This window comes from Companilactobacillus mindensis DSM 14500 (genome assembly GCF_001434275.1).
GTDB classification, from domain to species: domain Bacteria; phylum Bacillota; class Bacilli; order Lactobacillales; family Lactobacillaceae; genus Companilactobacillus; species Companilactobacillus mindensis.
This window is the reverse complement of record NZ_AZEZ01000010.1, coordinates 1-19,179: the sequence shown is the minus strand read 5'-3', so window position 1 is coordinate 19,179 and position 19,179 is coordinate 1. Positions and strand designations below refer to the sequence as shown.

Here is a 19,179-nt window from a genome sequence, read left to right as displayed (position 1 = left end):
ATTATCAAATGAATTTATATTATTTCATATGACAACCACAAAGGGATTATCGCAAACTTAGGAATTACGGTCTATTTTTATACGATTTAAAATTTTATTGATAAATATTCAAATTTAATGAAATTGCCTATATTAATATCTCAAGAGCCAGAATACTTAAACCCATTAGTCTGGAATGGAATTCTGGTGGATGCTCAGCCGTGGTGTCTCTTAGCTGGCGTACCTTGCCAGTTTAGAGACAGACAAGCTTAGAGACAATTCTATGAATTGGCTCTAAGTTGCTCTCACAGCGTTCCAGCAATCCACCAGAATTTCATGGAAGACGGCAGTGAACAATACACTCAAAACATTTTTATGACTTAAAACGCTTGATCTTCTTTAAACGTTTCTTCTTGTTCTTTTTATTCTTACGAACCATCGAATGCATAGCCATTTTACCAAGACGACCTTGGATACCATTGCCCATAAGTTGATCCATACCAGCCATGTTACCTTTACTCATCTTGTTCATCATGTCTCGTGACTGCTTGAACTGTTTGATCATACGGTTGACGTTTTGCACGCTTTGACCTGAACCGGCAGCGATACGACGTCTTCTTGAAGGATTCAATGAATCAGGATCTTCACGTTCCTTAGGTGTCATTGAATACACGATTGCCTTCAAGTGAGCAATATCTTTCTCGCTGATATTGATATTAGCAAGTTGAGGATTGTTAGCCATTCCTGGGATCATCTTCATCAATTCATCCAGTGGACCCATCTTTTGAACTTGATCCAATTGGTCGATGAAATCGTTGAAGTCGAAACTATTCTCACGAATCTTTTCGGCCACTTCTTTAGCTTGTTTTTCATCATAATCAGTTTGAGCCTTTTCGATCAAGGTCAACATGTCACCCATACCTAAGATACGGTTGGCCATACGGTCTGGATGGAAAACATCTAATTGATCGAGTTTTTCACCTTGTCCAATGAACTTGATTGGCTTACCAGTAACGGAACGAATTGAAAGTGCGGCACCACCACGGGTATCACCATCCAACTTCGTCAATACGACACCAGTGATCTCCAATTGGTCGTTGAATCCAGCAGCAACTTTGGCAGCTACTTGACCAGTCATTGAATCGGCAACGAACAGGATTTCATTTGGATGTGCTAAAGCTTGAATCTTCTTCAATTCATCCATTAGTTGTTCGTCAATTTCCAAACGACCGGCGGTATCGATGATCACGTAGTCATTCTTCTTTTCAGCGGCAACTTTTAAACCATTGCGTACAATGTCAACTGGATCGTGGTCAGTTCCTTCATCGTAAACTGGCACATCCAATTGTTGTCCGATTGTCTTCAACTGTTCTACGGCAGCAGGACGGTAAACATCGGCTGCAATAAATAATGGACGAGCTTTTTCAGTCTTTTTCAAACGGTTGGCTAACTTACCTGCAGTGGTAGTCTTACCAGCACCTTGGAGACCAACCATCATAATAATCGTTGGAATATGTGGTGCTTTGTTTAATGGAACAGCTTCTTGTCCCATCAACTTAGTTAATTCTTCGTCAACAATTTTGACAACTTGTTGCGATGGCGTCAAACTTTCCATAACTTCGGCGCCCAAGGCCCGTTCTCTAACTGTCTTAACGAAACTCTTTACAACATCGAAGTTAACATCAGCTTCAAGTAAAGCCATACGTACTTCACGCATTACTTTACGGACATCTTCTTCAGAAAGCTTACCTTTTCCTCTTAAAGAAGAGAAAACTTTTTGTAAACGATCGCTTAATCCTTCAAAAGCCATACTCTACTCCTACATCTCATTTATTTTAGAAATTCTTTTTACTAAATCTAATAGTTCTTTATCATCTGAATACTTTGCCTGCACTAAATGATCCAATTGTTCAGCAATATCGTCGATCTCTTTTGTCTTTTCGATCAAATTCAATTCCTTTTCAAACGACTCCAGTAAATTTACTGACCGATGCAAATTATCGAGCACTGCTTGTCTTGAGACTTGCAACTGTTCTGCAATCTCACCCAATGAAAAGTCCTCAACATAATAAAGATCCAAATAGCGGCTCTGCTTTTTTGTCAGCAAAGAATGATAAAAATTATACAACAAATTTATCCGTGTTGTTTCATCAATATCCATAACTACTTATTCGAGGCTCCAACGATCAATTCCTTGAAGAGTCCATAGATGAATTTCTCGGGATCAAAGTCACGTAGATCATCCATTTGTTCACCCAATCCGACCAATTTGACCGGAATGTGTAATTCGTTACGGATAGCTAAGACAATACCACCTTGAGAACTGCCGTCAAGTTTGGTCAACACGATCCCAGAAACTTTAGTTGTCTCGTTGAATTGTTTAGCCTGACTCAATGCATTTTGACCGGTAGACCCGTCAAGTACCAAAAGGACCTCTTGGGGTGCATCTGGCAATTCACGAGTGATGACCCGCTTGATCTTTTCAAGCTCACGCATCAAGCCTTCTTTGTTTTGTAAACGACCGGCTGTATCAACTAACAGAATGTCAAAGTCTTCCTTGACTGCACGTTCCACAGCATCGTAAACAACTGATGCCGGATCAGTGTGAGCCTTGCTGGCTTGAACTGGAACGCCATCCCGGACACCCCACTCTTGAAGTTGTTCGATGGCACCGGCTCTAAAGGTATCGGCTGCAGCCAAAAGAACTTTTTTACCTTGTTGTTGGTAACGATGAGCCAATTTACCAACAGTTGTCGTCTTACCAGCGCCATTGACACCGACGAATAAGAAAACAGTTGGTGTCTTGTCAGTACTGAATTGCAAAGAGTTATCTTCCTCTTTGCCTTCTTCACCATACATATCAACTAATTTCTTGACGATAACGTTGGAAACATCGGATTTCTTCTTAGCATTTTCCAACTTAACTTCTTCACGCAACTCATCAGAGATACGCATAGCTGTTTCGTAGCCAACATCAGATTCGATCAGCAACTCTTCCAGATCATCAAAGAAATCCTCATCGACACTTCTGAAATTAGCCATGAAACGATTGAAACGAGCACTGAAGGAATTACGGCTCTTCTTCAGTCCCTCATCGTATTCTTTGACATCATCCTTAGGTTCCTCTGCAACTTCAGTTGTATCTTCAGGGTGTTCAGACTCGGATTCTTCTGGTTCTGATTCAGTTGTTTCAGGTTCTATTGGTGCTTCTTCGGTAACTGATTCAGCAGGTTTTTCTGGTGTTGAATCTTCAGTTGTATCTTCAGGTTCTGAAGTTTTAGGTTCGACATTTTCAGACTGTTCAGCAGGTTGCTCTGGTTCTTTTGTTTCTGATACAGGGTTATCTTTTACAGCCGTTTCAGGTTCAGTATTTTCTTCTGCTGGTGCTTGTGATTCTTCTTGATCAACCGGTTCTTTCTCAGTGGATTCGACAGGTTGTGAATCTTTTGAGGAAGAATCGGGCGTTTCAGTAGATTCTTTTGTTTCAGACGTTTCATCCGAAACATTTTCTTGGTCAGTCTTTGGGGCAGTTTCTTCTGGGGTCTTTTTTTCTTTATCCTCAGAATCATCTCTACCGGTAAAGGCTTTTTTAATTCGATCAAATAATCCCATAATTAACTCCTATTCTTTGACTTTAACAGACAACATCCGTGAAACACCGGACTCTTCCATCGTGACGCCGTACAAACGGTTCACATTCATCATTGTTCCCTTACGGTGAGTGATGACGATGAATTCAGTGTTGTCATCATATTGATTGAGGTAATTTGCAAAACGATAGACATTGGCATCATCCAGTGAAGCCTCAACCTCATCAAGGATACAGAATGGCACTGGTTTAACTTTGATGATAGCAAACAACAGAGTTATTGCCGTCAAAGCTTTCTCACCACCGGATAATAGACTCATACGTTGGAACTTCTTCCCAGGTGGCTGAGCAACGATCTCAATTCCGGTCTCTAACAAATTATCAGGCTCCGTCAAGACTAATTTGGCCCGTCCACCGGCAAACATTTCAGGGAAGATATCTTCAAAGGCAGCTGATACTTCATCAAAGGTCAATTTGAAGCGAGTAGTTACTTCCTTATCCATCTCCGCCATCGTATCTAACAGTTGCGTTCTAGCTTGCAACAAATCATTTTGCTGTTGAGTCAAGAATTCGTAGCGATCTTTTACTTTATCGTAGTCCTCGATAGCACTCAAATTGACCGTTCCCAACTCGTCGATACCCATCTTCAACAAACGGGCCTCTTTTTGCAACTCGTCAGGATCATAATCGCCCTTCTTGAGCTCTAACAACGAAGCTTCATAAGTCATTTGATAATCTTGTGACAAAGTATCTAAACGACTGTCGATCTTGTTGGACAACTTGGTATTTTGAATTGCCAAAGATTCCTGTTGATCAGATGCCGTTTTCTGCAAATCAAAGTTGCGTTGAGCTTTCGTATTGAGTTCACTGGATAGTGCTTGTTGTTTCTCGCGTTTTTGTTTCAAATCGTCAACGATTTTTTGAGACTCAGCGATTTCTTTTTGAAGTTTACTGATCAAATTCTTTACTTCAGTATTGTTCAATTCCAATTGACTCTTTTCGGAATCAAGGTCAGTCATCTGTTGGTCGACGCTTTCGATTTGACGTTGCAAGCGGGCAACCGTTTCTTTGAGTTCAGTGTTTTGTTGTGCTTCATTGGAGTGATTGTTCTTAACCACGGCCAATTTGGTTTGAAGTTCTTGTTCTTGCGTATTCAAAGACTGCAATTCAGCATCAAAGTCCGTCAAAAGTTTTTGCTTCTGATCGATCTCGGCTTGCGTATTTTCAATTTCTACTTTAATAGCTTCGGCCGCTTTTTGTTGCTTAGCCAAATTTTCTTGCAGTTCTTTTTGTTCGCTTTGGTTCTTTGACAAACTATATTTGATAACGTCTAAACGTTCACTGAAATGCTTCTGTTCATTTTGATAAGTTGAAATTTCATTTTCAAAGTGGTTCTTTTCTTGATTGAATTGAGCCAATTTCTCATCTATCGACTGTTTATCAGCGTTCAACTTTCGCAATTGTTCGCGCAAATCTTGAACCGTTTTTTGTTTTTGATCCATCGACAATTCTTTTTGAGAAAGTTCTTTAGTCAAAGATACCAATTCATCTTTACGAGTCAAAATACTTGAGTTTACCCGACGTTGTTGACCACCAGTCAAAGATCCACCGGCATTGACAACATTTCCGTCCAAAGTTACCACTCGGTATTTTCGATTGACAGCACTGGATATCTTTGTCGCATCGTCAATACTTTGAGCAACTAATAAATTACCTAAAATATTTTTAACGATATTTTCAACCTTTTTATCATACGAAACCAAATCGCTAGCGACGCCAACAAAACCAGAGACATTTGCAGCTTTGTTCAAGTCGTTAGCATAAATATTTCTGGGTTGAATAATATTCAACGGCAAAAAAGTTGCCCGACCGCCACGACTCTTGCGTAAAAAGGCAATTCCCGCTTTGGCAGCCGTTTCATTTTCAGTAACGATCGATTGCAATTGATTGCCGACGACCGTTTCGATAGCTAATTGATACTGCGCTGGAACTGAGATCAATTCTGCCACCGCACCAACGATTCCATTGATCTCCTGGCCGTGATTCAAGACATTCTTGGCTCCTTCAAAGAAACCTGCATGTTCTTGCTCCATGTTTTCTAGCACTTTTTTACGAGCCTTGATCTCTTGTAAACTCTCAAGGATCTGCAAGTAATTGTTATTCTCAGCTTTGCCTGATTCCGTTACCTTTGCGATTGCTTGTGTCAATTCTTGATCCTTTTGGATCAGAGTCTGATTGTCAGCAATCAATTTTTTAACTTGGTCGCTGATCGATTGATTATCAGTCTTAGAACTATTCAAACTATTAGTAACTTCAGTTAGTTGAGCATTTTGTTCAGTCAAGGAAACTGCAATTCGGTCGAGCTGCTTTTGGGAAAACTTCTGTTCATTGTTGTTCGAGACTTGATCTTGCAACAGATTGACATAGTTGTTCCGTAAATCAGCGATATTATCTTGAATATCAGCTGGTGTCTTTTGCTTTAATTGTTGAATATTTTTTAGTTTCTTCTCGTAGTCAGCAATTTGGGCAACGCATTCAGTTAGTTTTTGATTGGACTCAGCTAATTTTGTTTCGTTAGCTTGTTTTTGTTTTTGCAACTCCGTCAATTGATTAGTCAAAGTCAATTTGTTGGATGAATTGAAACCATTACGTTCATCAGCGACGGCAACCCTACTATTATAGATTTCGAGTTTTTTGGTAGATTCGACCAATTTATCTTGTTGCGTATCGATCTTAACTGTTAAGTCTTGAATTGAAGCATTGTTGTCTTCGACTTGTTTGTTGGCTGTTTTTACCTGATGCGAAATGTTTTGTAAACTCATTTTCACTTCACGCAAATCTTTGTCGATCTGATGTTTTTGAATCGACAGATCTCTTACTTCAATCGTTAAGATCTTTTGATAAATACTGTCATACTTGCTCTTTTGCTCTTTATAATCACGTGCAATACTGGCTTGTTCTTTTAACGGTTCTACTTGCTTGGACAATTCAGAAACAATATCAGAGACTCGGTGTAAGTTGTCAGTTGTCTCCGACATTTTACTTTCAGCTTGTTGCTTTTTCTGCTTAAAGAGAGCAACTCCGGCTGATTCTTCAATGATAGTCCGTCTTTCGACCGGTTTACTATTGAAGATCTCCTCTACTCGACCTTGCGAAATGATCGAGAAAGACTGCTTGCCCATCCCTGAATCCATGAACAATTCAGTGATATCCCGCAGGCGGCAGGGCTTGTTGTTGATCATAAACTCAGTATCGCCATTTCTGAATAGACGACGGCAAATAACGATTTCATCTTGAGCTGATTTTAATTCTTTGTTGTGATTATCGAATTCTAAAATTACTTCAGCACGATTCATTTGGGGACGCGTATCACTACCAGCAAAAATCACATCGACCATCTTGTCGCCACGTAAACTCTTTGCTGATTGCTCCCCCATTACCCAACGAATGGCTTCAGTAATATTTGATTTTCCACTCCCGTTAGGTCCGACGATACCAGTGATACCACTCGTAAAGTCAATCTTTGTCTTGTCAGCAAAGGATTTGAACCCATTGATCGTTAATGATTTTAACGGCATAAACTAAAAACTCCTATAATTCATCTAATGCTCTTTTGGCAGCCATTTGTTCGGCGTGCTTTTTACTGTAGCCAAGTCCTTTGGACAAAATCTTACCATTGGCAATTAGTTCAACTTTAAATTTCTTATCGTGATCAGGACCTTCTTCATCGATGACCTTGTAGTCGATCTCGACTTCGCCTGATTGTTGTAATTTCTCTTGTAAATGTGTCTTGAAATCAGTATCTTCCGAAAATTCACCTGAATCAATGTGTGGATAAACAACTTTCTTCAAGAATTCGTTAACGACATCATTGCCTTGATCAAGGTACAAAGCTCCATTGAAGGCTTCGAAGATATCTTCAAGCAAGGTGTGTCTTTGACGGGCGCCTTGTTTTTCTTCACCTTTGCCGATCAAAAGATACTTGTCGATATTAATTTCTTTAGCGAAACGGGCAAAACTGTCAGTTCTAACGATATCTGATCTTAAACGAGTCAATTTGCCTTCGGGCAGATCAGGGTATTTTTCGAAGAGGTATCTAGAAATGTTGATCTCCAACACCGCATCCCCCAAAAACTCTAGTCGTTCGTAATCACCGATACCTAATTCTTTGTGTTCATTGTCAAATGATGAGTGAGTCATTGCCCGCTCAACTATTTTTTTATCATTAAACTTGATACCATACTTTTCATCTAAAAACTCTAAGAATTTTGGATCTAACATAACGTGTCCCCTTTCCAATATTATTAATTATACTAAACTTTTATCATAAAAAATTGTCTGGATAAAAAAATAAGACCTATTGGCCTTATTTTTGATGTGCTGCGATGTAATCAGTAGCTTCGCCGACGGTCGTGATCTTTTCAGCGTCATCGTCAGGGATTTCTGCATCGAATTCTTCTTCAAGTTCTAGGACAAATTCAACAAGGTCGATTGAATCTGCATCAAGATCCTTGGTGAATGATGTTTCTTTTGTAATAGTTGAAGCATCTACTTCAAATTTGTCGGCAATCAATGCCACGATTTTGTCAAAAATTTCTTGTTCTGTCATGAAATTCTCCTTATTTTTCCGCACTCATTTGTTCAAAATATTTATTAGCTTTGTTGATCGTATCGTTAGTTAACATATCATAAATTTGTTTAACAGTATAATAGACTGTCTTACTATCAGCGTCACCGTGTGCTTTGACGACTGGTGATTTTAGACCAAGTAAAACTGCACCACCGGCTTGAGAAGTATCAAACATTTTTCGCATGCCCTTTAATGATGGAGCAACGATAGCTGCACCCATTTTAGTAAAAATACCATTATTTAGCAAGGCATCCTTTAATTCGCTCAAAAGAATCGTTGCTGTACCTTCAGTTGCTTTCAGAGCGGCATTTCCGGTGAATCCATCTGTGACGATGACGTCAGCTTTTCCAGTTAAAATATCGCCTGATTCAATATTCCCGATAAAGTTGATACCTTCTGTATCTTTTAACAACATATAAGCGTCTTTGTGAAGCGTGTCGCCTTTGTCATATTCAGTTCCGTTATTCAAAAGAGCAATTCTGGGCTTGTCGATTTTTTTAACATCGTGCGCATAGATCGAACCCATAACGGCCCACTGTTGCAAATAAGCTGCTTTAGCTTCTGCATTAGCACCGACATCCAACATATTGACACCTAATGGCGAGTTAGTAACTGGTAAAGTTGGCATCAAAGCGGGACGTGCCACTTGCTTGATTCGACCAACGATAAAGATACCAGCAGCCAACAAAGCACCAGTGTTTCCTAATGAAAATAAGGCATCGTTTTCACCATCTTTGACCGATCTAGCGGCCAAAACCATCGAAGCGTCTTTTTTTGAACGAATTGCTCTGACCGGTTCATCAGTTCCTAAAATCTGTTCATCGGTGTGAACGATTGTGATCCGTTCATCATTTTTCAAATATTCTTTAATAGCTGATTCTTTACCATACAAGACGAATTCCAAATCTTTCCACTCGTCACGTGCACGTTCGATACCCTCAACAACTACTTGTGGAGCATTGTCTCCACCCATAGCATCAACAGCGATTTTCATTTTATTTCCTCACTAATCAAAATTATTTAATTGTTCATATTCATCATTAATAAATGACTTCAAATTCCTTACTTCTGGACTATCCAAATTAGCTTTATCATCGTAAAGTCGTTTGGCTTCCTCTTGGGCAACTTCCAAGATATTAATGTCGTTGATGGGATTGCCGACTTTAAACTCAGGCAAACCTGACTGACGATTTCCCAGCATATCACCAGAACCACGCATCTTCAAGTCTTGTTCAGCCAAAACAAAGCCATCGTTAGTCGACGTTAGTATCTTCATCCGTTCGACAGCTGCCTCGTTTTTGGGATCAGCAATCAAGATACAATATGACTGCTTATCGCCCCGGCCAACGCGACCGCGTAACTGATGCAACTGTGACAAACCAAACCGATTAGCATCATATATTACCATAACTGTGGCATTGGGTACATCGACACCAACTTCAATCACGGTCGTCGATACTAAGACGTCAATTTTTTTAGTACTAAAATCTTGCATGATGCTTTCCTTTTGGTCATTAGGCATCTGCCCATGTAAAAGGCCAATCTTATATTTTTGACCAAATAATTCGGTAAATTTGTCATAGATCAATTCAGCATTCTTCAGATCCATCTTTTCCGATTCAGAGATCAAAGGCGTCACAACATATACTTGAGCGCCGCCAGCCAGTTCTTTAGTTACAAAATGATACATTTGTTCGATCTTTTGGCTGCGGATCCAATAAGTTTCAATCTTTTTCCGGCCAGCTGGCAACTGATCGATTCTTGAAACATCCATATCGCCATAGGTCGTGATTGCCAAAGTCCGTGGGATCGGTGTAGCCGTCATTGCTAAGACATCGGGATTATTGTCTTTTTCACGCATTGCTTTACGCTGATTGACCCCAAAACGGTGTTGTTCATCGATGACTATCAACCCAAGATTTTTGAAATCAACACTGTCCTGGATCAATGCATGCGTCCCCACAATAACATTGGTCTTGCCTTCGCGAATATCTTGCGTAATAAAATCATGTTCTTTTTTCGTTTGAGAACCGGTCAAAATAGCCGTTCTGATCTTCAAAGGTTCTAACAACTTACTGATTTTATCAAAGTGCTGCTGGGCCAAAATTTCTGTTGGAGCCATAATAGCCGCTTGATATCCAGCCGTCACTGACGCCAACATCGCAATCACGGAAACGATTGTCTTACCAGAACCAACATCACCTTGCAATAAGCGATTCATATGGTGATCTGATTCCATATCTTTGAGAATTTCATTGACGACTCGGTCTTGGGCCGTAGTTAAAGTAAAGGATAAATCATTGATGAATTTCTTAATAACTTCATGATCGTACCACTCAGTGATACCGACATTTTTCTGACTGTCCTTTAATTTGATACTCTGCAAACCGCATTGGAACAAGAAGAATTCGCGAAATTTGGCACTTCTGCGCGCTTCGTCGCTTTGTTCTTCACTTTTAGGAAAATGAATCCCTTCAACGATCTGTTCATCATCTAATAGCTTGTATTTTTGACGTAAATATTCGGGAACGACGGTATCGATCCGGTCGTGATATTTTTCAAAAGCACTCTTGATCAGGCCAATCAACGTTTTTTGACGAATACTCTTGTTAACTGAATAAACCGAATCTATCGAATCGTCACTGTTGACGTCGATCACTTTCATCCCGGTCAATGACCTTCTAGCTTCATTCCACTTACCGTAAACCGCCGCATCTTGGCCAGTCTCAAACTTATCTTTCAACCATGGCTGATTAAAAAACGTTACCATGATCGACTCGCCTTCCGTTAGGATCCTAACGTTCAAACGAGTCTTCTTGTAACCAAAACGAGCCAAGATCGGTTCACTGGCTACGACGCCCTTCAGTAGGATCTTTTCTTGGTCGACGGCCTGGTCTAATGATTTGGCTTCCATATCTTCATAGCGAAAAGGAAAGTAAAATAACAAATCATAAATATTTTTGATTCCCAAAGATTCTAAAGACTCCAATCGTTTGGGACCAACTCCTGGCAATTGTGCCAATGATTCTTTTCGCAGATCCATATATTTTCCTCCTTTTCTCTAAAATCAAAAAAGGCCATGACAAAACGCATTGTTTCATCACTGCCTCCTTATTTTTGATTATTCAACTGAAATCAAATATGGATAAACTGGTTGATCACCTTGGTGAATTTCAGTCTCAAGGTCGTCATACTTGTCATCCAAGTAATCAGCTACCTTTTGAGCATCGGCATCATTACCATCTTTACCGACGAGGATCGTAATAACTTCACTATCCTCATCGATCATTTTATCCAACATCTTTTCAGTTCCGGCAATAATATCAGCATCATCAACTAAGATCTTACCGTCAACGATTCCCATGTAGTGACCCTTAGTGATCTTTAAGCCATCGATTTCGGTATCACGGATTGCTTGAGTGATCTGACCACTCTTAACAGTATCCAAAGAGTCTTCCATGTTCTCTTTGTTTTCGTCCAGATCAGCCTCAGGGTTGAATGACAACATCGCGGTCATCCCTTGGGAGATCGTCTTAGTAGCTACGATAGCCACTGGGATATCGACAAGATCAACGGCTTGCTTAGCTGCCATGATGATATTGCCATTATTAGGCAAGACCAAAGCACGTTTAGCATTTGACTTGTTGATAGCATCGACAATGTCGTTTGTTGATGGGTTCATTGTTTGACCACCGCTGATGACGTGAGTCACACCTAAGCTCTTGAATAACTTCGTCAAACCATCACCAGATGAAACGGTGATCACAGCATAATCGATTGGCTTCTCGTCTACTTGTGGCGTTACTTCTTCATCTTCATCAACGATCGTTTCGTGTTGTAGACGCATGTTATCGATCTTGATTTTTACAAGTGAACCGTACTTTCGACCGGCTGCCCAAACTTTGAATGGATAGTTAGTGTGCACGTGAACTTTGATCACTTCATCATCGGAAACGACGATCAATGAATCACCGATCTTACCAAGATATTGGCGAAGAGTTTCGTTGTCGAATTTCTCATCAGAGGTTGCATCCTTGCCAATTTCGACCATCATTTCAGTACAATAGCCGTTCTTGATCTCATCAGTGTTGAATTGACCTTGAACTGATTGGTGGTGGTTGGCATTGACCATTTCTGTCATGTCTTTTTCGTCAGGTGTATAAACTTCGTCACTGACTTGACCACTCAATCCTTCTAGGAAACCTTCATAAATAAAGACTAATCCTTGTCCACCAGAATCAACGACGCCAACTTCTTTTAAAACAGGAAGTAGTGATGGTGTCTTTTCTAGTCCTACTTTAGAACCAGCAACGACAGCTTCCATAACGCTAATAATATCGTTAGTGCTTTCGACCTTCTTCATACCGGCCTCGGCACCGTATCTAGCAACAGTCAAGATAGTTCCTTCAACCGGCTTCATAACGGCCTTATAAGCTGTCTTAACGCCATCGTCGAAAGCTTTAGCTAGATCCATAGCTGTCAAAGTATCTTTGGCTTCAATACTCTTTGAAAAACCACGGAAAATTTGTGATGTGATAACGCCAGAATTTCCACGAGCTCCCATCAAGAGTCCTTTAGCAAGTGCTTTGCCCAATACTCCGACATTTTCGCTCTCTGATTCATTAACTGCCTTAAATCCACTTTGAATTGTCAAACTCATATTTGTTCCAGTATCGCCATCAGGGACCGGAAAGACGTTTAATGAGTTTACAAACTTAGCGTTCTTTTCCAGTCTGTGAGCTGCAACACGCACCATATCTGAAAATTCTTTTTTTGTAATTAGTTCTTTGCTCAAAAGTTTCCCCTCCAACCAGCTTACCTATTCAATATCGTCCAGAACTTTAATTCCTTGAACATAAATGTTAACAGTGCCAGCTGGTGTTCCAAGCATTGTCTCTAGGTTATATTTTACTTTTTCTTTTAAATTTTTTGCTACTTCTGAAATTTTGATTCCATAACCTACGATTATGTAGACATCAACGGCCAGTTTACCATCTTCTTGATGAATAACTATACCTCTAGAAAAATCTTCACGGTTCAAAATTGTATTCATACCATCACGCAATTGGTTCTTGCTTGCCATACCTACGATGCCATAGATATCAGATGCAGCACCACCAACGATCGTGGCAACAGTATTTGTTGAAACATCAATTTCACCATGTTTTGTTTTAATTGTAACTGCCATCTCTGGATCCTCCTATTCATGGACCAAAACTATCATAAACAATAAAATTCTATCATAGCAACATTTGTAATTAAAGAATTAAACCACATTAAACTATATTAATCCCTAAATACTCTATTGATTTCGATTTCTAGTTATGGTAAATTAGTCAGGTGATATTTTAAAGAAAAAACATGTAGCCAAAGGAGGTCGGTCCCATGGCAAAAGATATTATTACAGGCCGTAAAACAGTGTTCGGTAACAAACGTTCACACGCTCTTAACCAATCAAAGCGTTCTTGGAAGCCAAACTTGCAAAAAGTTCGTATTATGGTAGACGGTAAGCCAAAACGTGTATGGGTTTCAGCTAGAGCATTGAAATCAGGAAAAGTTACTCGTGTATAATTATCACTTAATCATTTAAAAAGGACTAACAATTATATTGTTGGTCCTTTTTATTTTACACTATATAATAGGTTTTTAAAAAGAACTTCATGAGGGGGTTAAAAATGAAAATTACAGTTGGCAATCAAAATAAAAACGATGAAGAACTTACCCAAGCTATCATCAATGCAAAAGATGGCGACATAATCGAACTTATGCCTGGGACTTACTTTTCGAAAAATGACCCTTTCATCTGCACTATCGGTAACAACGTTACTTTTGTAGGAAAAACTACTAATAAGGATGATGTTAAATTATATTGCAGCTTCACTGTCGGAGAAAACACGATCGTGATCTTCAAAAATTTAGCCATCAGCTACACTGCTAACGACGACAACACCCTGTCAGCCTATGACGGTGCCGAAATCTACGGCGATAATATTTCCATCGACCGCCAGACTCAAGACGACTGGGATACTATTTACGGTCAAAATTCTTTCTTCTCATTCAAAAATTCTCAGATCATGACCGGAAGGAAAACTAAAGCTATCGGCCTGTCGCTTGAAAACAGTTATTTGTTTGGCGACAATATTTCGGTTCAGTTATTATTTCAGAAGAATTCCCAAGTGTATTTAAAAAATTCACTTATCTTCCATAAACTAGAATTACGCCGACAATCAAGTTTGAATTTTCGCAACATTACTATTGATACTGCCGGTACCCGCTTTAAAAATGATCTAGCTGTCAAAAGTCACTCTAAACTTTCTGGTCAAGATTTGATTTTTGTCAACGAGTCGCCACACGTCCGTATTTTAAAGAGTGACTTTCAGGTCTTGAATTTTCAACCTAAATACGAACGGATTCACTTTAGATATGACGATACGTCAAAAGTGCGCACTGATGGCAAAATACCTTTTAATAACAAACAAAATTAAACTGATGCAAAATATGAATTTTTTATTTAGACCAATTAAAGACAAATCGAATTTGCCAATAGGTAGATTCTGTATTTGCCTTTTTTTATTTATATAAATATTTTTTCCTATTCTATTAATATAATTAAATTTATGAGTTAAACTTATTCAAGAATGTAATCCGTTTAAATATAGCGAGGGGGACACTATGTTAAAAGTTGGCATACTCATTCCAGCACTAAATCCAGATGATAAATTAATCAAATTAGTTGAAAACATCTATGCTAAGAAAAATTTAAAAAATCTAATTCAAGAATTGATCATAGTAAATGATGGCAGTGATCCACAACATCATAAAATCTTTGAACAACTATCTGAATCAGACTATCCTAATTTAACGATTCTCAATCATGACCATAATCGAGGCAAAGGTGCAGCCTTAAAAACTGGATTCAAATATATAAAAAATAATTTTCCAGCTTTAACAGGGGTTGCAACGCTGGACTCTGATGGGCAACACACGGTTGAAGCTCTAAGTAGCTGCCTAGACAAGTTCATTTTGAATCCAAGTTCATTAGTTATTGGCGTACGTCATTTTACTAATTCAATACCCTTCCGAAGCCAATTTGGCAATGTTTTAACTAGCAATTTAGTTAAACTATTGACTCATCAAAATATTTCTGACACCCAAACTGGTTTGCGAGTAATTCCGATTCAATATGCCTTTGAATTGATCGATTCTCCTGGAGATCGGTTTGAATTCGAATTTGACATGCTATTGCAAGCTAAAAAATACGATATAATAGTGGTTGAACAACCGATTCCAACCGTTTATATCGATGGAAACTCTTCATCGCACTTTCGCGTAATTCGTGATTCCATCTCTATTTATGCTCGCTTCTTAAAATTCGCCGCGAGTGGATTCATCTCATTTATTGTCGATATTGCCCTATTTTATCTAGTTCTTTTTGTGATCGGCAATCATGTTTTAAACAGTATTTTAATCGCAACTATTGTTTTGCGAATCCTGTCATCAGTCGTTAATTATTCCATTAACCACCGGGTGGTTTTTAATCATGCTGGCCAAAGGACTTTTTTGAAGTATGGCTGCCTATTTGTCGTGCAAATGTTTGCTTCAGGATTCTTTACCAATGCGTTGACGACCTTATTTCCCGCAACCAACGGACAATTGATGCCCACTTTAGCGAAAATGATCGTCGATTTCATCCTATTTGTTATCAGTTACCAAATCCAACGTGATCTTATATTTAAAGAGGTACCTCGTCACGTCTAATAAACGCCGGTTTCTTTACTTTCTGGCCATTGCTCTATCCGTAATTTATTTAATCTGGAGAATATTTTTTACTATTCCTTGGCACGCAAATATCTTTACTCTGATTTTTGCCCTACTATTAGTAATCAGTGAAATTTTATCAAATTCAACTGGTTTTATTTTGATTTTCTTTAGAATGTTACAAACCAAAAAGAAAATGCAATTAGAAATACCAGATTACAGTAAAACTCAACCATTGCCTGACATCGATATTATTATTGTTACCCACAATGAAGATGTCGAATTGCTAAGAAAAACTATCAATGCCGCAACTTACATGGACTACCCTGACAAGAAAAAAGTTCATATCGTCGTTTCTGACGACGGCAATCGCCCTGAAGTTCAAGCTTTAGCCAAACACTATCATGTTGGTTATTCAGGTATGGAAGAAAATAAGCATGCAAAATCAGGAAATATCAACAATACTTTGACAAAAGTACATTCACCACTCTTTGCCATCTTTGATACCGATATGATTCCTTTTTCCAGTTTTCTGCGTAATACGGTTCCATTATTCACCAAGAACTTTCAAGAACTCGAAGACGACCCTGATCACACCGAACCATTGGGATTCGTTCAGACTCCCCAAAGTTTTTACAATGCTGATATTTTTCAGTTCAATTTATTTTCCGAAAAAATCATCCCCAACGAGCAAGACTTCTTTTCAAGAGATGTCAACGTTTTAAACGGTGGCAACAAACGAGCTTTATTTACTGGCTCTAATGCGGTCTTTTTAAGAAGTGCCGTTGATGAAGTGGGCGGATTTCCAATTGACACGATCACTGAAGATTTTGAATTGGGAACGATGCTCAATATGGCCGGATACATTAGTTTAGCCACAAAGATACCGCAATCAAGTGGTATCACACCTATCGACATCAAAGGTGTCATCAAGCAACGCACTCGTTGGGCACGGGGCGTCATTCAAAGCTGCCGCAATCTGCATATCTTTACTAACCCCAATTTAACAATGCTTAACCGTATCATTCTACTCAATACTTACTTTTATTGGTGGGCTTTCTTTAGAAGAATGATCTATATGATTGCTCCTATTTTGTATGCCTTATTTAAAATTCAAGTCGTCAATGCCAACTTCTGGATCCTAATGATTATCTGGGCGCCTGGTTATTTCTTGTTGCACTATGTGATGGGTGACACCTCAGGTATTAGAGATAATGCCAAGATCAGAAATGAACGTTGGGGAGAAGTTCAAGAGACTTTCTTTGCTCCCTATCTCTTCATTCCAGTTATTTTGGAAAGTCTAGGCATCAAAGCCAAAAAATTCAAAGTCACTTCCAAAAATGCCACCTATTCATTCAAAGATAAACTGTATATCCTGCCCTACCTTATCTTATGGACGATCACGTTAGTTGCCATTATCAAATTCAACTACGGTAAATATGGTTCAGAAATTTTAGTTGGTAGTGTCATCACTTTCTGGTTACTGATGCATTTTATTAACTTGAGCATGTGTCTATTCATTTCAATGGGCAGACCCGTCTATCGTAAAAGCGAGCGGTTCATTCGCCAAGTCAAAGGTACTGTTCAGACAAAAGATGGCGAAAGCCGAAAGATTCTCACTGAAGATGTCTCTGAAGGTGGCTTGGCTTTTGAAACGACTGATGGACCTACTAACAAAATCGAAGTCGGCGATAAAGTTAATATTCAAATTCATCACGCCAGATTCAACGTCAAACTTATCGGAACGATCGCGCGAATCAGCCGTCGCGACAACACATCAATTTACAGTGCTCAAGTCGAGATTCCGGATGAAAAGAATCGCGACTACTACTTACAACTTATCTACGATGGCTCCAACAAAACCTTGCCTAGTGTTCAGGATACGTGGGTTACGCCATTTGATGAGCTATACATGAATTTAGTCGTTAGAGCAAGGGCCATCGAACGAAAAATCAGTAGCCGATTTAATCGGTTTTAGGGGGGAAGAAGTTTCATGCCACAATGGGTTGGATTTATTTTATATACTGTTGGACTATTAGGCTACGCCAGTACTGTCCGTCGACTAGGTGTCAGTCCTTATTTGTCTTGGATCACATCGATGCTAGTGCAAATATTGATTTTGTATGGATTTGCCATAACTAGTTGGCTGAATTTTGGCATCAAATTCGTAACTTACTTGGGAATTTTTCTCACGGTCGTCTGGTTTATCTTGGGTCTATGGAAAAAAGTTTCGTTGCAATTTGAGGGAATCCATTTATTCGATTTTTGGATGATCATCTTAGGACTAATTACCGGTAACGCACTTTGGAACAGTCCGCTTGTTCACTATGATAATTTTTCGCCTTGGGCAGTCATGGTAAAATTCATGACTTTCACAGGTCATTTGCCGACGGCCAGTGATAAATTGATTTCATTTACTTCATATCCACCCGCAACTGCCTTATTTATCACCCAATTTGTCCACTGGGTCGGATTCAGCGACGGATCAATGCTAGTGGGGCAATTTATTTTGATTTGGGCTGCAGCCTATGCTATTTTTGCCGGACTGCGCGACCGATCACGTGCATTAACTGGTTTTGGGCTCTGCTTTACGCTGGCCATTTCATTTGTCTTTAATGTTGCAATTCGGCTGAATAATTTATTAGTTGATTACGTTTTACCTATTATCACGATTGCTGCATTAGTTGGTATCTTTGTCTATCGCAAAAAGCCGATCCTACTCTGCAGTCACGTAGCTATCTTTTCGGCTACATTATTGTTAGTTAAAAATTCAGCGACTTTTTATGTTGTTATGATTGCGCTTTTTTTCCTCTATACCTTGATTACCAATCATGCTTGGAAGTGGCGCCGGATCTTAACGGTTCCTATTCAATTTATCGCAACTATGGGTGTCGGTTATTTGCCTTTTGCTTGGTGGAATTGGCACGTCAAGCACACCTTTACCTTGTCAAAACACGAAATCAGTACGCAAGCCTACTCAAAACAATTACACGGTATGAATCATCAGCAACTTATTAATATATCGCATAAATTTTACGAACAAATATTGAATTGGAATTCGCTTTCAACTAGAGCTATTCTACTTATCAATGTTGTTTTGATCCTTACTTGGCTATTTGTCCATTTTTATCAAGGCCAAAAGAATAATTTATTGGGAATCGCTTTACTGCGATAATCCCTTTGTGGTTGTCATATGAAATAATATAAATTCATTTGATAATCA

15 protein-coding genes are annotated in these 19,179 nt (G+C 39.1%); 5 read left to right on the top strand and 10 right to left on the bottom strand.

Annotated elements, in window-relative coordinates:
• Positions 1 to 352: 352 nt before the first annotated feature.
• From ffh to FD29_RS01795, 10 genes are all read right to left on the bottom strand, one after another.
• Positions 353 to 1,789, bottom strand: coding sequence for a signal recognition particle protein (gene ffh / locus FD29_RS01840; RefSeq protein ID WP_057887281.1), 1,437 nt, complete (start codon positions 1,787 to 1,789; stop codon positions 353 to 355).
• Between the two features lie 9 nt (positions 1,790 to 1,798).
• Positions 1,799 to 2,140 carry a YlxM family DNA-binding protein gene (gene ylxM / locus FD29_RS01835; RefSeq protein ID WP_057887280.1) on the bottom strand — a complete coding sequence of 114 codons (342 nt, stop codon included), beginning with the start codon at positions 2,138 to 2,140 and terminating at the stop codon, positions 1,799 to 1,801.
• Between the two features lie 2 nt (positions 2,141 to 2,142).
• Complete coding sequence (gene ftsY / locus FD29_RS01830; RefSeq protein ID WP_057887279.1) at positions 2,143 to 3,591, bottom strand: signal recognition particle-docking protein FtsY; 1,449 nt, start codon at positions 3,589 to 3,591, stop codon at positions 2,143 to 2,145.
• A gap of 9 nt (positions 3,592 to 3,600) precedes the next feature.
• Entirely contained in the window at positions 3,601 to 7,146 is a 3,546-nt protein-coding gene (gene smc, locus FD29_RS01825) for a chromosome segregation protein SMC (protein ID WP_057887278.1), read from the bottom strand.
• A gap of 13 nt (positions 7,147 to 7,159) precedes the next feature.
• Positions 7,160 to 7,849 (bottom strand): ribonuclease III, encoded by a 690-nt coding sequence (gene rnc, locus FD29_RS01820; protein ID WP_057887277.1) that lies wholly within the window; start codon positions 7,847 to 7,849, stop codon positions 7,160 to 7,162.
• Positions 7,850 to 7,934: 85 nt separating this feature from the next.
• Positions 7,935 to 8,177 carry an acyl carrier protein gene (gene acpP / locus FD29_RS01815; protein ID WP_057887276.1) on the bottom strand — a complete coding sequence of 81 codons (243 nt, stop codon included), beginning with the start codon at positions 8,175 to 8,177 and terminating at the stop codon, positions 7,935 to 7,937.
• A 10-nt stretch (positions 8,178 to 8,187) separates the two neighbouring features.
• Entirely contained in the window at positions 8,188 to 9,192 is a 1,005-nt protein-coding gene (plsX, locus tag FD29_RS01810) for a phosphate acyltransferase PlsX (RefSeq protein ID WP_057887275.1), read from the bottom strand.
• A 12-nt stretch (positions 9,193 to 9,204) separates the two neighbouring features.
• The gene (recG, locus tag FD29_RS01805; RefSeq protein WP_057887274.1) at positions 9,205 to 11,241 is read right to left on the bottom strand and encodes an ATP-dependent DNA helicase RecG; all 2,037 of its coding nucleotides are present in this window, start codon (positions 11,239 to 11,241) and stop codon (positions 9,205 to 9,207) included.
• Between the two features lie 78 nt (positions 11,242 to 11,319).
• Positions 11,320 to 12,954, bottom strand: a complete 1,635-nt coding sequence (locus FD29_RS01800; protein WP_057887283.1) for a DAK2 domain-containing protein — start codon at positions 12,952 to 12,954, stop codon at positions 11,320 to 11,322.
• Between the two features lie 63 nt (positions 12,955 to 13,017).
• Entirely contained in the window at positions 13,018 to 13,386 is a 369-nt protein-coding gene (locus FD29_RS01795; protein ID WP_057866742.1) for an Asp23/Gls24 family envelope stress response protein, read from the bottom strand.
• A 197-nt stretch (positions 13,387 to 13,583) separates the two neighbouring features.
• Between FD29_RS01795 and rpmB the strand changes: the two genes are divergently transcribed.
• The 5 genes from rpmB (at position 13,584) to FD29_RS01770 (ending at position 19,131) form a co-directional block, all read left to right on the top strand.
• Entirely contained in the window at positions 13,584 to 13,769 is a 186-nt protein-coding gene (rpmB, locus tag FD29_RS01790; protein ID WP_010019437.1) for a 50S ribosomal protein L28, read from the top strand.
• A 104-nt stretch (positions 13,770 to 13,873) separates the two neighbouring features.
• A complete protein-coding gene (locus FD29_RS01785; protein WP_057887273.1) occupies positions 13,874 to 14,683 on the top strand; it encodes a DUF1565 domain-containing protein in 810 nt (269 codons plus the stop codon).
• A 187-nt stretch (positions 14,684 to 14,870) separates the two neighbouring features.
• Positions 14,871 to 15,956, top strand: a complete 1,086-nt coding sequence (locus tag FD29_RS01780; protein WP_057887272.1) for a bifunctional glycosyltransferase family 2/GtrA family protein — start codon at positions 14,871 to 14,873, stop codon at positions 15,954 to 15,956.
• 196 nt (positions 15,957 to 16,152) lie between these two features.
• Positions 16,153 to 17,934: a glycosyltransferase family 2 protein gene (locus FD29_RS01775; protein ID WP_235804245.1), complete on the top strand. Its 1,782-nt coding sequence runs from the start codon at positions 16,153 to 16,155 to the stop codon at positions 17,932 to 17,934.
• A 15-nt stretch (positions 17,935 to 17,949) separates the two neighbouring features.
• On the top strand, positions 17,950 to 19,131 hold the full coding sequence (locus FD29_RS01770; RefSeq protein ID WP_201780219.1) for a hypothetical protein: 1,182 nt from the start codon (positions 17,950 to 17,952) through the stop codon (positions 19,129 to 19,131).
• The last annotated feature ends 48 nt before the right edge of the window (positions 19,132 to 19,179 follow it).